Below are 15,462 nucleotides of genomic sequence, written 5' to 3'. Positions count from 1 at the left end.
TGTACTTTCATGTAAGGGGCGTGAAGTACATGTGGAAATTTTTCATTTATAGTTTCATTGGCATTATATTTTTCTTTGTACCCATTACGATTAATGGTCAGTCGACAATTATGATTGATCATATTGTGCAATGGATTACAGCATTGATTCATCCTATATTGCCATATTATGTGTTGATTTTAATTATTATTGGTGCAATACATCCGTTTATAAATAAGAAATGGAAACAATCCAAAACGGATATGATTTTTAGTTTTTTCAAAGTCGTAGGCATTGTAATTGCATTGATGGTTGTGTTCAACTTTGGACCAAATTTTGTATTAAAAGAAAGCATAGGTCCGTTTTTGTATGAAAAGTTGGCGATACCATTAAGTGTTTTAATACCAATTGGTGCTATATTTTTATCTTTTTTAGTTGGATTTGGATTACTAGAATTTATCGGTGTTATATGTAGACCGATTATGCGTCCAATATTTAAAACACCTGGTAAGTCGGCTGTAGATGCCGTCGCATCATTTGTAGGCAGTTATTCTATTGGACTACTCATCACAAATAGAGTCTATAAAGATGGTGGATATACACATAAAGAAGCTGTCGTAGTGGCAACAGGTTTCTCGACAGTATCTGCAACATTTATGATTATTGTTGCTAATACATTAGGCATCATAGAACATTGGAATCTTTATTTTTGGTTTACACTCGCAGTAACATTTATCGTAACTGCTATTACAGTACAACTCCCACCTATAAGATTTGAGAAAAACACGACGTATCAAGCACAACCGTACAAGAAAGAAGTTCGCAGAGATATGCCTCTATTAAAGGAGTCATGGTTAGAAGCTAAACTAGCAGTAGAACGGTCAAAATCTTTGATTGAAAATGTCGTAGAAAATCTACGAGATGGGGTTACGATGACAATTGCGATATTACCATCGATTATGTCTATAGGCTTTTTAGGACTAATTATTGCGGAATATACGCCTATAATCGAATACATTTCTTATGTTTTTTATCCATTTATAAGTATATTTCCAGTCAAAGATGTTGCTATTTTGGCGCAAGCATCCACGATTTCAATTGTTGAGATGTTATTACCAGCAGCGATTGCTCAAACAGCCGATTTAGCTACACGTTTTACAGTTGCTGTGATGAGTGTTTCTGCGATTATTTTCTTTTCAAGTGTAGTACCTGTAATTCTTTCTACAGAAATCAAAGTTTCAGTTGGAAAATTGGTCATCATTTGGTTTGAACGTGTAGTTCTGACTTTATTGATTACAATACCATTTGCATTATGGATTTTTTAGTCATTGTATTTAAACAAAGGATAAATTCATTAAAATAGGAGTGATTTTTCATGAGAAAAATAGTAGCAAAAAAAGGGTTAGACATTGAGTGTAAAGGTTGGGAACAAGAAGCCGTACTTAGAATGTTGTACAACAATCTTGATCCAGAAGTAGCAGAACGTCCTGAAGATTTAGTCGTTTATGGTGGGATTGGTAAAGCAGCTCGTAATTGGGAAGCTTTTGAAGCGATTGAAGAAACACTACGTTCATTAGAAGCGGATGAAACGATGTTAGTACAATCAGGTAAACCTGTCGCTGTTTTTAAAACACATGAAGAAGCACCACGCGTGTTAATTTCAAACTCTGTACTTGTACCAGAGTGGGCAAATTGGGATCATTTTAACGAATTAGATAAAAAAGGTTTAATGATGTATGGTCAAATGACTGCAGGTAGTTGGATTTATATAGGTTCACAAGGTATTGTGCAAGGAACATATGAAACATTTGGTGAACTTGCAAATCAACATTTTGATGGCAAATTAAACGGTACGATTACTTTAACAGCTGGACTGGGTGGTATGGGTGGAGCTCAACCACTTGCCGTTACAATGAACGGTGGCGTTGTAATTGGTGTTGATGTAGATGAAACACGCATTGATAAACGTATCGAAACACGATACTGTGATGTTAAAACACATGATTTAGATGAGGCATTACGCTTGGCTGAAGAGGCACGCGATAAAGGAGAGCCTTTATCTATTGGTTTAGTAGGAAACGCAGTAGATACACATAAAGCAATCTTAGACAAAGGATTTAAGATTGATATTGTTACAGACCAAACAAGCGCACATGACCCACTAAATGGTTATGTACCACAAGGATATTCATTAGCAGAAGCTAAAGCGATTCGTGAGAAAGATCCAAAACAATATGTGAAAGAAGCACAGAATTCTATGAGAAAACATGTAGAATTAATGCTAGAGTTCCAGAAAAATGGTGCAGTCGCATTCGACTATGGTAACAATATTAGACAAGTTGCATTTAATAATGGGTTAGAAAATGCCTTTGATTTCCCAGGATTTGTTCCAGCCTATATTCGCCCACTATTCTGTGAAGGTAAAGGACCATTCCGTTTTGCAGCTTTAAGTGGCGATCCAAAAGACATCGAACGTGCAGATGAAGAAATGAGAAAAATATTCCCAGAAAATGAAAAACTTATTCGTTGGTTAGATTTAGCACAAGAAAAAATTGCATTCCAAGGCTTACCATCACGTATTGCTTGGTTAGGCTATGAAGAGCGTGCAAAAATGGGCTTAGCACTAAATAAACTTGTAAGAGATGGAGAAATTTCTGCACCTATTGTTATCGGTAGAGATCATCTTGACTCAGGTTCAGTTGCAAGTCCAAACCGCGAAACAGAGGGTATGCAAGACGGTTCTGATGCTGTTGGTGATTGGGCAATCCTTAATGCTTTAATCAATACAGCGGCAGGTGGTTCATGGATTTCATTCCATCACGGTGGCGGTGTAGGTATGGGTTATTCGCTACATGCCGGCATGGTTGTAGTAGCTGATGGATCTGAACGTGCAGATCGAAGATTAGGACGTGTATTAACTACAGATCCGGGTATGGGAGTAGTGAGACATGCTGATGCAGGTTATGAATCTGCAATCCAAGTTGCTAAAGAAAAAGGCATCAACATTCCAATGATTACAGGTAAAGGAGACAAATAATGAACGATTTAATCATTCAAAATATCAAAGAATTAATTTTACCGAAATCTACAGAACGTCCTTTAAAAGGAAAAGAATTAGATGAACTTACTATTGTTGAAAATGGTTCCGTTGTCGTTAAAGATGGCAAAGTTGTTTACGCTGGTGAACATTCAGATGAATATGAAGCAAATGAAATCATTGATGCAACAGGTAAAGTTGTTTCGCCAGCATTGGTTGAAGCACATACGCACCTTGTACATGGTGGTTCACGTGAGCATGAAATGTCATTGAAAAGACAAGGCGTTTCATATTTAGAAATTTTAGAACAAGGTGGCGGCATACTTTCAACAGTTGAAGCGACACGCAATGCAACAGAAGATGAACTATTTAAAAAGGCCGAAAAGAACTTATTAACGATGATAGAACATGGTGTTCTGGCAGTCGAAAGTAAGAGTGGCTATGGCTTAGATAAAGAAAATGAGTTGAAACAATTACGTGTATCCAATCGACTTGCTGAAAAATATAATTTAGACATGAAACATACATTTTTAGGACCACATGCTGTTCCTAAAGATGCAACATCAAATCAAGCGTTCTTACAAGAAATGATTGATTTGCTACCAGAAGTTAAACCATATGCAGATTTTGCCGATATCTTCTGTGAAACAGGTGTATTCACGATTGAAGAATCTAAGAAATACATGGAAGCCGCTAAGGCATTAGGTTTCGATGTCAAAATTCATGCAGACGAAATCGATCCTCTAGGTGGTTTAGAATTAGCAATCGATGAAGGCGCAATTTCAGCTGATCATCTTGTCGCTTCAAGTACAGAAGGTAAGGCTAAACTTAAAAATAGCGACACAGTTGCGGTGTTATTACCAGGAACAACATTCTATCTAGGTAAAGAACAGTATGCTGATGCACGAGGAATGTTAGACAATGACGGCGCAATTGCGATTGCTACAGACTTCAACCCAGGTAGTTGTGTAACTAACAATTTACAGCTTGTAATGTCAATTGCTGCACTTAAATTAAAATTATCACCTAATGAAATTTGGAATGCTGTAACAGTAAATGCTGCCAAAGCCATCGATGTTGATGCCGGAACTATTAATGCAGGGGATAAAGCCAATATTGTAATTTGGGATGCGCCAAATCATGAGTACATTCCATATCATTATGGTATTAACCATGCTGAAAAGGTAATTAAAGACGGTAAAGTCTTAGTTGATAATCAAATACAACTTAAGTAATATAAATAAGCTTTTATGCTTAAAATAAGCATTTAAATTTGGACGGTAGTACGTAATCAGATGATACAACTTGATTGCGTCTACCGTTCTTTTTATAGTTGAATTGTCTAGAATAGATTAAATATTTTGACAATTATGATAACATAGAGTTAAAGAGATATGGAGGTGACATGGGATGTGCGTCACTCGACTTATGTAAAGCAATGGCAGGGGCAATATGCATCCAATATATTAGCAGGTATATTATTGGCATTAGCATTATTACCTGGTGCAATAGCTTTTTCATTGATTGCAGGTGTAAGCCCAACGATAGGTTTGCTCAGTACAGGATTAATGATGCTTGTGTTAAGTTTAACTTCTAATAGAACATTGATGGTATCAGCGCCAAGTAGCGGTGTTTCATTAGTGGTTGCCCCACTAATGGCTAGTTATGGCATGGGAGCAGTTGTTGTAGCAACGTTTATAATGGGCATCATTCAAATCGTGTTTGGATGGTGTCATGTGAACAAACTGATGAACTATATTCCAACTGGTGTCGTCATAGGATTTATGAATGCTTTAGGAGTCTTATTATTCACTTCGCAACTCAAAAATATTTTCCATATCTCAATTTCAACCTATATGTTAACCATATTGTCATTTATATTAATTTGGTGTGCTCAACGCTATATTACATTCATCCCTGCGCCACTCGTGGCTATTGTAGTATTAACCATTTGTACCTGGTTTATGCAACCAGATATAAAATATGTTCATGACATGGCGATTTTACATTTTCAATTGCCGAAGCCTTCGTTGCCTGTAGGTCTACTTGAGGTGCCTTTGTTACTACCTGCTCTTGCATATGGATTAATGATGGCTATAGTTGCTATCGTTCAAACAACGTTAACAGCACGAATGATGGATGATGTGACTCAAAGTCATAGTGATAAGAATAGAGAAACAATAGGACAAGGAATGGCAAATATGATTGTTTCTCTATTTGGAGGATACGGTGGTAGTGCATTAGTAGGACAGTCGCGTTTTAATGTGACGATGGGTGCAACAACAAGGATTTCAACATTAGTGACTGGAGCATTTTTAATCATAAGTTTGTTTTTATTTGGAGATATAATAGGACAAATACCCATGGCGGTACTTGCAACTGTATTAATCACTATTTCTCTAAAAACATTTGATAGAAATACTATGTCATTTATTCGAAAAGCTCCAGTTAAAAATGATCTTATTGTACTTTTGACTATGTTTATTATTTTAATTACGAATAATTTGGCGGCCGGAGTTGTTATTGTAACTATTGGTTATTTGGTAGCTAAATTTTTTAAAAAATAAGAAAGGAAGCGTGTTAATATGCAACAATACGAAGATTATATCAATTGGAGAAGAACGTTTCACCAATTTCCAGAATTATCAGATGCAGAATATGAAACGACGAAACGAATTCGACGTATTTTAGAATCATTTGATATTAAAGTGTTAGATTTGCCTTTAGAAACAGGTTTAGTTGCCGAGATAGGACAAGGGGACCAATTAGTTGCAGTAAGATCTGATATTGATGCTTTGCCGATAAATGAACAAGTCGTCCACGAATTCACCTCAACCAATGAAGGCGTGATGCATGCATGTGGACATGACATACATATGGCAAGTGTTTTAGCAGTAGCCACTAGATTAAAAGAAATTGAAAGTCAGTTAAATGGTCGTGTGAGAATCATATTCCAGCCTGCTGAGGAGCTAGGTTACGGCGCAGTTAATATAGCGAATACGGGTGCTATAGAAGGGGCTAAAGCTGTGTTAGGTTACCATAATTATCCGACAATGGATATCGGCGAGTTTGCAGTAAAATCAGGTGTTATTACATCGTCAGTTGATCGCTTTGAATTTAAAATCAAAGGTAAAGGTGCACACGCAGCGAAACCTGAACAAGGCAACGATCCAGTCATTGTGTTAGGACAATTGATTAATAGTGTACAATCCATCGTCAGTAGAAATTTATCTGCATTTGATAATGCTGTTGTCACAATTGGTGAAGTCTCTAGCGGAAATACGTGGAATGTAATTGCGGATGAAGCATATGTTCAAGGTACCGTTAGAAGCTTTGATGAAGCAAAACGTACAATGATTGAGGAACGCTTGAAGTCTATTGGTAGAGGATTATCAGAAGCATTTGACGTTGAAATTGAAACGTTATACCACCGTTTACCAGGTGCTGTAATAAATGATGAGAAGTTGACCAATGATGCGATAACAGTCGCAAAAGAAGTAGGCTATGAAGTACATGTGATGGACCTGCCATTGACAATTGGCGAAGACTTTTCAGGTTTTTCAAATAAATATCCAAGTGTTTTTGTATTTATCGGTTCTAACAGTGAATATGATTTACATCATCCTAAATATGATCCAGACGAGCGTATTTTAGAAAAAGTACCGGAATACTTTGTTACATTTGTTCAAAAATTATTGAATGAAGCATAATGTTTCGTTAATGCGCTATTCACTTAAATAATGTATTAGACAATAGAATTGTTGGGTAAATAGAAATAGAACATTATTTAAGGAGTGAATAATATGGCAGGACAAGATCCAAGAACAAAATTTTCAAATCAAGATTATCCAAAGCAAGAACAACCTGTACCCGGTTTACAACATAAATTAGAACCAAAACCCGATTGTGGTGAGAAATCATACGAAGGGCACGGTCGGTTAACCGATTATAAAATGTTGGTGACTGGTGGTGATTCTGCAATAGGAAGAGCAGCTGCGATTGCATATGCAAAAGAAGGTGCTTACGTAGCCATTAACTATTTGCCAGATGAACAACAAGATGCTGAAGAGGTACAACAAGTCATTGAAGCAGCAGGGCGAAAGGCAGTGCTCATTGCAGGTGATTTACGTGATGAGCAGTTCAATTATGATTTAGTGGACCAAGCATACCAAGCACTTGGTGGTTTAGATAACGTTACACTCGTAGCTGGTCATCAACAATACAAAGATAATATTAAAGGCTTTGATACTGCCTCATTTGCTGAGACATTTGAAACGAATGTATATCCTATATTTTGGACTGTTCAAAAGGCATTAGACTATTTACAAGCAGGTGCAACGATAACGTTAACGTCATCAGTTCAAGGCTATAATCCAAGTCCGATTTTACATGATTATGCAGCATCTAAAGCAGCTATCATTTCATTGACTAAAAGCTTGTCTGAAGAACTTGGTGCACAAGGTATTCGTGTGAATTGTGTCGCGCCAGGTCCATTTTGGTCACCATTACAAATATCAGGTGGTCAACCACAGTCAAAAATTCCAGCATTTGGTCAAAAAGAAGTACTTGGTAGAGCAGGGCAACCCGTAGAATTATCCGGTATCTATGTCCATTTAGCTGCGGAAGAATCTAGTTATACGACTGGTCAAGTGTATGGCGTAACAGGCGGAACACAAATTGATTAGTTTGATAGGTGATGCATGTAACGTAGTAGGCTTCAAGTATATATTGATGTAAAATATAAGCACAGCTTTGTTTAATATGTAATATATCAATATGCCTTTAAATGAAACCAATTATAAAAGAAACGAATAGGGTTAGCACAATGAAATCTGTTTAAACGATTGATTTCAGTCTAATCCTTTTTATTTTTTGAAAGGTATGAGTCATATATGAAAATGTTTAAAGCGAATACATTATCAAAACAACAAAATTATAAATTATTGAGTGGTGGCATCATTCCTAGGCCTATCGCATTTGTGACGTCACAAGATGCATCAGGTAATTTTAATGCAGCGCCGTTTAGCTTTTTTAATGTGGTGTGTAGTGCGCCACCAATGATTATGATTTCAGTTGGGCGATCAAATGGACAACGTAAAGATACATCTTTAAATATTGAGGAAACACAATGTTTTGTTGTTCACATTACAGATGAGGCAACGGTCGAGCAGATTAATGAAACTGCAGCGCCGATACATAGAACACAAAATGAATTGGATAGAACTAATTTGACGTACGTTGATTCTGAGTGTATACCAGTGCCTGGTGTTGCAGAAGCGAAGATGCGTATGGAGTGTCGCTTGGAGCGAATCATTTCATTAGGAGACGCAGACGAAGGCTCTGATTTAATCATTGGTCAGGTAGAGATGTTTCATATTGATGATGCCATTTATATAGAAGATAGTAAAATAGATCCACAAGCCTTAAAGCCAGTTGGACGCTTAGCGGGACATGATTATATGTCGCTTGGTAAGACCTTTACGATTCAACGCCCCACAGAATGACAGCAACATTTGACGGAATGAGATTAATACTGTACTGTAAGACAATAAATTAAATAACTTATCTAGAGAAGTGGAGGGACTGGCCCGTTGATACTTCGGCAACATGAAGATGCGTGTGCCAATTCCAGTAGCATGTTATGTGCTAGAAGATAAGATTAAATGTGTTGGGTTTACTCTTTCTTCTTTATAAGAAAGAGTTTTTTATTTATTCAGGATTTAAAATTGAAGTTTTTGTAACGTTTTATAAATTGAGGAAAGTAGGTTCTGTATGGAAGAGACAAAGAAAGGCAATGCGTGGGCATTAATACCACTCATTATATTTGTGGGCATGTTTTTAGGCGTAGGTATCGCAACAGGAGATTTTACAACGATGCCTTTGAACGTTGCGATATTGGTAGCATCAATCATTGGATTGTTATTAAATAGAAAAGAATCATTTCAAAAAAAGATAGAAGTGTTTACTAAAGGTGCTGGACATTCAAATATTATTTTAATGATGCTTATATTCTTATTAGCAGGTGCGTTTTCACAGACAACCGAAGATATGGGTGGCGTAAAATCTACCGTTAATTTAGGGTTGTCACTAATTCCAGAGAATTTAATCATCGTAGGTTTATTTGTAATATGCATGTTTGTATCACTATCTATGGGGACTTCTGTTGGTACAGTTGCAGCAATTGCACCAGTTGGTTTTGGTTTAAGTCAAGCAACGGATGTCTCAGCCGCTATCACAATGGCAACTGTTGTTGGTGGTGCGATGTTTGGTGATAATCTATCAATGATATCTGATACGACGATTGCTGCAGTGCGAACACAGAAGACAAAAATGAGTGATAAATTCAAAGTGAATATCAAAATCGTCTTGCCAGGTGCAATCATTACAATTATTATATTGTGGTTGTTGACTAACGGTGCACAGGTAGATGCTACTAAAAATTATGACTATGATTTAATTAAAGTTATTCCGTATCTATTTGTATTGATACTTGCACTTATAGGTATCAATGTGATTATCGTACTTATTGGTGGCGTTATATTATCAGCTATTATTGGACTATGTTATGGTTCATTTGGCTGGACAGGTTTGTTGAGTTCAATCTCAAAAGGTATCATCGGAATGGAAGATATTGCCATCATTGCATTATTAATTGGAGGGCTCGTAGCATTAATCCAACATAATGGTGGTATTACATGGTTATTAAACTTTGTGCGCAACAGAGTGAAATCTAAGCGTGGTGCAGAAATGGGAATAGCAGGATTAGTAAGTGTGGCAGATATTTCTACAGCAAATAATACAATTTCTATATTAATGGCTGGTCCACTCGCTAAAGATATCTCAGACGAATATGGTGTTGATCCACGTAAATCAGCGAGTATTCTCGATATGTTTGCGAGTTGTTTTCAAGGTTTATTACCATACAGCCCGCAACTTATAGCAGCAGCTGGTGTAGCGTCTATATCACCATTTGAACTTGTGCCGTATTCTATTTATCCTATTATATTAGGTATATGCGGTATTATTGCCATCGTGTTTAGATTGCCAAGATTAGCGAAACGTTGATGGAATGATTAGGAGGATATGTATAAAAGTGTTCATGATGCACTGTTATATGTCCTCCTTTTTAGTGGTAAACTTTTGACGTTTGCCGATATATAACGCTAAACTAAAGATAGTAAATGATGAATAATTTATTATGTTAAGAAGCTAAATATGATTATTGTTTAGAAGTCTAACAAAATACGTTAAAATAGAATCAAGTGTGAAAGTAGGTGAACAATAAATCATGGCTAAATATAATGTGGAAAATGAAAATGTAGAAGTTCGACTTGAACGATTATTTAAAGTTGAACCTGAATTACTGTACCAAGCATGGACAGATGAACGTATTTTAAAACAATGGTTCATGACGACGGAGAGAACGAATAAATCTATTCAAATAACTCCTGAACAAAATGGCAGCTATAAAATAGTTGATGTTCGTAAAGGGAAAGAAAATATTGTGCAAGGATCATATGTGACCTTAACACCTTACGAGTATGTTGTAATGACTATCGGTATGCCCGAACTGAGCGATTCCGAAGATACGATAGAGGTAGAAGTGTTCGAAAGAGAATCAGGTATTACGCAAATGATATTTAATTATACTGCGTTTGTACCAAGAGAACGTAGATTAACGACATTAGAATATAAGCAGAAAAAGAAAGAATACCATGATTCTACTGCACATGGGTTTGAAATGATGTTCGATCAATTGCAACATGTGTTAGAAACATTTGAAGCGGATTTATAATCGGAATATTGAAACGTAAAATAAAATCGAAGATGAAATAAAAAAAGGACTTATGTACCAAAACAGAATGGTATGTAAGTCCTTTAGTTGTTATATTAACGTGATAACAATTCGCCTTTTTCTTGACGTTCATTGTATTTCCGCAATAATGTTTCAAAGAAAATGTGGTAACTAATAAAACTAGAATAGTCTATACCATCTGCAAGATAAAATGTGTTACTAGATACATAAATATTATAGTTTGCTTTTTGAGCTAACGTATTATCTTTTAAAGTAGTAATAGAGAAAAAATATTTTTGACGTAGTTGTAATAAATTAGTGATGTCTGTGAGCTGATCTGTTTCACCAGAAAGTGAAATAATAAAGAAAATATCTTTAGGTGTTGTTTTGTTTAAGACCATTTTAATCTCGTGAACGTCATGTAGTACAATAATACTTTTGTGAATCGTCAATAAGATTCTTTGGGCTTCTTGAGCGACATTCATTTGAGCTAATCCAGTACCATACAAATATACTGTTTCAGCTTGATTGATTTTATGCGTAATGAGGTCGTAATCAATGCGTTCCAAATAGGTGAATGTGTTTTCAATTTCTTGTTTGAAATCTTCAATTGAATCTGAAGGTAATTGACGGGACTGCTCTGTTTCAAATTTTAAATACGATTTGAAATCACTATAACCATCGAAACCTAGTTTACGTGTGAAACGATGGATGGTTGCATTGGAAGCATGTGTACGTGACGCAAGCGTTTGAATTTTCATCGTTTTACACTGCGTTATATGTGTATTGATAAAATGAGCAATTTGTAGGTCATTCTCGTTTAATTTATTGAAATTTTTGTTGATACGTTCATCTAGGAACAAAGTAATCACCTCTCAATCGTGAAAATATTTTCGCGTTATGAAAATGTAATCTGATTATACAAAATAATTCCGAATGACGTCAAACTATTGTTTGTATGTAAGCGTTTCCTTTAAAATGAAATTAATCATAGTGATATTGAGAAGTGAATGATTTAGAAAATAAAATACAATTTGGAAGTGTAATTTCCATAATATAGAAATTGGGGGACAGTACTATGAATGCAATAAAAAGATTTGGTAGCGCAATGATCGTGCCCGTATTGATGTTCGCATTTTTTGGGATTGTATTAGGATTTGCGACATTATTTAAAAATCCATCAATCATGGGAAGTATTGCAGAAGATGGCACAACATGGTTCAAAATATGGTCAGTAATAGAATCAGGTGGTTGGACAATATTCAATCATATGGAAATTGTATTTGTTGTAGGCTTACCACTGTCACTTGCTAAAAAAGCACCTGGACATGCTGCATTGGCTGCATTAATGGGATATCTTATGTTTAACACATTCATTAATGCCATTTTAACGCAATGGCCACATACATTTGGTGCTAGTTTAGAAAAAGGTGTTGAAAACGTAACCGGACTTAAGGCTATAGCAGGAATTGAAACGTTAGATACCAATATATTAGGTGGTATTATCATTTCAAGTATTATTACATGGATACACAATCGATTCTATAGTAGAAAATTGCCGGAGATGCTTGGTGTATTTCAAGGTTTAACGTTTGTTGTAACTATATCATTTTTTGTGATGTTGCCTGTTGCTTTAATAACTTGCATCATTTGGCCGACAGTACAAGGTGGTATTTCATCATTACAAGGATTTATAATCGGTTCTGGATATATAGGCGTATGGTTATATCATTTCCTAGAGAGGGTCTTGATTCCTACAGGGTTACATCACTTTATTTACGCGCCAATTGAAGTGGGACCAGTAGTAGTCAATCATGGGTTGAAAGCAGAATGGTTTGAACATGTTAATGAATTTGCTAAGAGTACAAAACCATTAAAAGAACAATTTCCTTATGGATATATGTTACAAGGAAACGGTAAAGTATTTGGCGCAATTGGTATTGCATTAGCTATGTATTCGACAACACCAAAAGAGAATAAGAAGAAAATTGCTGCGTTATTGATCCCAGCAACGTTAACGGCAGCGGTTGTTGGAATTACGGAACCATTAGAATTTACGTTCTTATTTATTGCACCGTATTTATTCTTATTACATGCATTGCTTGCAGCAACGATGGATACATTAATGTATGCTTTTGGACTTGTAGGTAACTTTGGTGGCGGATTATTAGACTTCTTCGCAACCAACTGGATTCCACTTGCACAGAATCACTGGTTAACATATGTCATTCAAATCGTGATTGGCTTAAGTTTCACAGCTATTTATTATTTCTTATTCAGATTCTTAATATTAAAATTCAATATTCCACTTCCAGGACGTAAAAAGGACGAGGAAGATTTGAAATTATATAGCAAAAATGATTATAAAGATAAAAAAGGAGAATCGCATTCTTCGACACCTACTGGTAATGGATACGAAGAAAAAGCACAATATTACTTAAATGGACTTGGTGGCAAAGACAATATTAAAGATGTTACAAATTGTACAACCCGTCTTAGACTTACCGTTAAAGATGTTGATAAAGTGGAAGATAGCAGTTATTTCACTCATCAGCAAATGGCACATGGTCTCGTGAAAAGTGGTAAAAATGTGCAAGTTGTAGTAGGTATGTCAGTTCCACAAGTTAGGGAAGCATTTGAAAATATTATAAATGAAGAAGCATAAAAAATAGAAACCCTGAACAAGTGTGTTATTTTGATAATAACTTACATGTTTAGGTTTTTTTATAATGATAAAAAAACTGCCAACGCACTATAAATGTGCAGTTAGCAGTAATCCTATACTTTAGTTACGTTGATCACAATATGACATTATGAGATTCTTGCTTTATTCATCAAACGTGGTTGATATATAGCACCAAGCACATCAATGTTATGCGTTGCTATCATATAAATAAGTTTTGCAAATACGGTTGGGGAACAAGATACATTGACCTTATTTCGATTAAAAGTAAAAGTAATATAATCTGTTTGATTTATTAAATTCAAAATATCAATGACCTTATCTTTTATAAATGCGTCATGTAAACCGTCGATCACTAATTCAAAACGTTTTGAGGATAATAAAAAGTGATCTAAATCCAAAATTTCATGTTCGTGCGCTTTGTCTAGAATTTGGTATATTGCATAGTTGTGAAAACTCAAAAAGCTAATCATATATGGTAATTGCTGCTTTGGAAGATTAATTTCTAAAGCATACAAATTATTTTTCTTGAAAATTGCAAACTTAAAGGACTTACAAAATTGAATTTGTTTGAAAAGTTTTGTTAATTGTTTTCGTGATGCACGTTTATCAAGGCCACCAATATTTAACACAAACGTTTCAGTTTTATCTAAAAACATATTATACCCCCAATATCTATATAAAGTGTTTTGTCGTTATTTATCATAATATTCTTTTACACTTAAATTTTTACAAGCTTTTATTTCTATTAAATTGTACCACTCTTTTTTGAACGAATCACTAGGTCTTTAGAACTAAGTTGAAAAAATTTTTTCGAAAAAAGAGATTTACAGAAAGTGTATTTTGAATATTTAGAAAATTCTGTTGTTTAGATTTATAAATTATGATACATTTCTCATTATTAATACATAAAGGGAAGTGTTTATAGATGTTAACTAAAGTAAGTAGATTTGCCACCAACACATTCTTATTATGGATGTTAATTGCTGCTATTATTGGATTTGTGTTTCCAACTCAACTAGCAACAATCAGCATGTGGGTTCCATATTTGTTAGGAATTGTCATGTTGGGCATGGGATTAACTATTAATCCAAATGATTTTAAAATCGTATTTCAGTCACCACGATCCGTTATTATTGGAGTGGTATTACAATATACAATTATGCCATTAGCGGCTTTTACGATAGCTAAACTATTTCAGTTACCAGCTGAAGTTGCTATTGGTGTGATTTTAGTAGGTTGCTGTCCAGGTGGCACATCGAGTAATGTGATGAGTTATCTCGCAAATGCTAATGTCGCGCTATCAGTTGCAATCACAAGCGTTTCAACGTTACTTGCACCAATATTAACACCTGCTTTAATTTATTTATTTGCACATGAATGGTTACAAGTGTCATTTATGAGTATGTTTTGGTCAGTTATTCAAGTCATTTTAATACCAATTCTGATTGGCTTTATTTTACAAAAAGTATTTAAAAATTTTGCGGCAAAATCTGCCAATGCATTACCCATTGTATCGGTTATAGCGATTTCTTTGATTTTAGCTTCAGTGGTGGGTGGCAATAAAGCACAAATCCTTGAAACGGGACTATTAATTTTTGCAGTTGTCATCTTACATAATATTGTTGGCTATACATTAGGTTATGTATTAGCCAAAATATTCAAGTTGGATAAAGCGGACAAGAAAGCTGTATCTATTGAAGTAGGTATGCAAAATTCTGGGCTAGCAGTATCATTAGCAACTGTGCATTTTAGTCCATTGGCAGCAGTACCTGGAGCAGTATTTAGTTTGGTTCACAATATTACTGGACCAATTTTAGCGAAGTATTGGCATAAACGTTAATGCGTATTGGAGCAGTTTACCAAGGCAAAGTGGTAAGCTGTTTTTTTATTGTATTAACTAAAGCGCTGTAACATCAATTGTCTGTTAAATATGGTAAACTAACGATAAATTAATATTCGATAACA

The 15,462-nt window shown here is 35.2% G+C and carries 13 protein-coding genes and 1 riboswitch; of the genes, 11 read left to right on the top strand and 2 right to left on the bottom strand.

Annotated features, from left to right (window positions below; all coding sequences use genetic code 11):
* Positions 1-29: 29 nt before the first annotated feature.
* The 9 genes from BJS11_RS05585 (at position 30) to BJS11_RS05545 (ending at position 10,811) form a co-directional block, all read left to right on the top strand.
* The gene (locus tag BJS11_RS05585; RefSeq protein WP_069995162.1) at positions 30-1,304 is read left to right on the top strand and encodes a YjiH family protein; all 1,275 of its coding nucleotides are present in this window, start codon (positions 30-32) and stop codon (positions 1,302-1,304) included.
* A gap of 50 nt (positions 1,305-1,354) precedes the next feature.
* Positions 1,355-3,016 (top strand): urocanate hydratase, encoded by a 1,662-nt coding sequence (hutU, locus tag BJS11_RS05580; protein WP_069995163.1) that lies wholly within the window; start codon positions 1,355-1,357, stop codon positions 3,014-3,016.
* Positions 3,016-4,251 carry an imidazolonepropionase gene (gene hutI / locus BJS11_RS05575; protein WP_069995164.1) on the top strand — a complete coding sequence of 412 codons (1,236 nt, stop codon included), beginning with the start codon at positions 3,016-3,018 and terminating at the stop codon, positions 4,249-4,251. The genes hutU and hutI overlap by 1 nt, the downstream gene beginning before the upstream one ends.
* 159 nt (positions 4,252-4,410) lie before the next feature.
* The gene (locus tag BJS11_RS05570; RefSeq protein WP_069995165.1) at positions 4,411-5,583 is read left to right on the top strand and encodes a SulP family inorganic anion transporter; all 1,173 of its coding nucleotides are present in this window, start codon (positions 4,411-4,413) and stop codon (positions 5,581-5,583) included.
* 18 nt (positions 5,584-5,601) lie between these two features.
* Positions 5,602-6,726 carry an amidohydrolase gene (locus tag BJS11_RS05565; protein WP_069995166.1) on the top strand — a complete coding sequence of 375 codons (1,125 nt, stop codon included), beginning with the start codon at positions 5,602-5,604 and terminating at the stop codon, positions 6,724-6,726.
* 93 nt (positions 6,727-6,819) lie between these two features.
* Positions 6,820-7,701 carry an SDR family oxidoreductase gene (locus tag BJS11_RS05560; RefSeq protein WP_069995167.1) on the top strand — a complete coding sequence of 294 codons (882 nt, stop codon included), beginning with the start codon at positions 6,820-6,822 and terminating at the stop codon, positions 7,699-7,701.
* Positions 7,702-7,908: 207 nt separating this feature from the next.
* Positions 7,909-8,520 carry a flavin reductase family protein gene (locus tag BJS11_RS05555; RefSeq protein ID WP_069995168.1) on the top strand — a complete coding sequence of 204 codons (612 nt, stop codon included), beginning with the start codon at positions 7,909-7,911 and terminating at the stop codon, positions 8,518-8,520.
* 55 nt (positions 8,521-8,575) lie between these two features.
* Positions 8,576-8,676, top strand: a riboswitch (SAM riboswitch).
* Between the two features lie 112 nt (positions 8,677-8,788).
* Positions 8,789-10,081, top strand: a complete 1,293-nt coding sequence (locus tag BJS11_RS05550) for a Na+/H+ antiporter NhaC family protein (RefSeq protein ID WP_069995169.1) — start codon at positions 8,789-8,791, stop codon at positions 10,079-10,081.
* A gap of 223 nt (positions 10,082-10,304) precedes the next feature.
* The gene (locus BJS11_RS05545; RefSeq protein WP_069995170.1) at positions 10,305-10,811 is read left to right on the top strand and encodes an SRPBCC family protein; all 507 of its coding nucleotides are present in this window, start codon (positions 10,305-10,307) and stop codon (positions 10,809-10,811) included.
* Positions 10,812-10,906: 95 nt separating this feature from the next.
* Here BJS11_RS05545 and BJS11_RS05540 read toward each other — a convergent pair whose 3' ends face one another.
* Entirely contained in the window at positions 10,907-11,674 is a 768-nt protein-coding gene (locus tag BJS11_RS05540) for a MurR/RpiR family transcriptional regulator (RefSeq protein ID WP_069995171.1), read from the bottom strand.
* A 215-nt stretch (positions 11,675-11,889) separates the two neighbouring features.
* On the opposite strand from BJS11_RS05540, the gene BJS11_RS05535 reads away from it, so the two are divergent.
* On the top strand, positions 11,890-13,476 hold the full coding sequence (locus BJS11_RS05535; protein WP_069995172.1) for an alpha-glucoside-specific PTS transporter subunit IIBC: 1,587 nt from the start codon (positions 11,890-11,892) through the stop codon (positions 13,474-13,476).
* Positions 13,477-13,622: 146 nt separating this feature from the next.
* Here BJS11_RS05535 and BJS11_RS05530 read toward each other — a convergent pair whose 3' ends face one another.
* On the bottom strand, positions 13,623-14,153 hold the full coding sequence (locus tag BJS11_RS05530; protein WP_069995173.1) for a hypothetical protein: 531 nt from the start codon (positions 14,151-14,153) through the stop codon (positions 13,623-13,625).
* Between the two features lie 269 nt (positions 14,154-14,422).
* On the opposite strand from BJS11_RS05530, the gene BJS11_RS05525 reads away from it, so the two are divergent.
* Positions 14,423-15,337: a bile acid:sodium symporter family protein gene (locus tag BJS11_RS05525; protein WP_069995174.1), complete on the top strand. Its 915-nt coding sequence runs from the start codon at positions 14,423-14,425 to the stop codon at positions 15,335-15,337.
* Positions 15,338-15,462 lie beyond the last annotated feature (125 nt).

The organism is Staphylococcus caeli (genome assembly GCF_900097965.1).
GTDB classification, from domain to species: domain Bacteria; phylum Bacillota; class Bacilli; order Staphylococcales; family Staphylococcaceae; genus Staphylococcus; species Staphylococcus caeli.
This window is presented reverse-complemented; position numbering and strand designations above follow the sequence as displayed.

Coding starts and splice junctions, on each gene's coding strand:
- BJS11_RS05585 (WP_069995162.1), top strand. CDS start 30: ATGTGGAAATTTTTCATTTATAGTTTCATTGGCATTATATTTTTCTTT.
- hutU (WP_069995163.1), top strand. CDS start 1,355: ATGAGAAAAATAGTAGCAAAAAAAGGGTTAGACATTGAGTGTAAAGGT.
- hutI (WP_069995164.1), top strand. CDS start 3,016: ATGAACGATTTAATCATTCAAAATATCAAAGAATTAATTTTACCGAAA.
- BJS11_RS05570 (WP_069995165.1), top strand. CDS start 4,411: ATGGAGGTGACATGGGATGTGCGTCACTCGACTTATGTAAAGCAATGG.
- BJS11_RS05565 (WP_069995166.1), top strand. CDS start 5,602: ATGCAACAATACGAAGATTATATCAATTGGAGAAGAACGTTTCACCAA.
- BJS11_RS05560 (WP_069995167.1), top strand. CDS start 6,820: ATGGCAGGACAAGATCCAAGAACAAAATTTTCAAATCAAGATTATCCA.
- BJS11_RS05555 (WP_069995168.1), top strand. CDS start 7,909: ATGAAAATGTTTAAAGCGAATACATTATCAAAACAACAAAATTATAAA.
- BJS11_RS05550 (WP_069995169.1), top strand. CDS start 8,789: ATGGAAGAGACAAAGAAAGGCAATGCGTGGGCATTAATACCACTCATT.
- BJS11_RS05545 (WP_069995170.1), top strand. CDS start 10,305: ATGGCTAAATATAATGTGGAAAATGAAAATGTAGAAGTTCGACTTGAA.
- BJS11_RS05535 (WP_069995172.1), top strand. CDS start 11,890: ATGAATGCAATAAAAAGATTTGGTAGCGCAATGATCGTGCCCGTATTG.
- BJS11_RS05530 (WP_069995173.1), bottom strand. CDS start 14,153: ATGTTTTTAGATAAAACTGAAACGTTTGTGTTAAATATTGGTGGCCTT.
- BJS11_RS05525 (WP_069995174.1), top strand. CDS start 14,423: ATGTTAACTAAAGTAAGTAGATTTGCCACCAACACATTCTTATTATGG.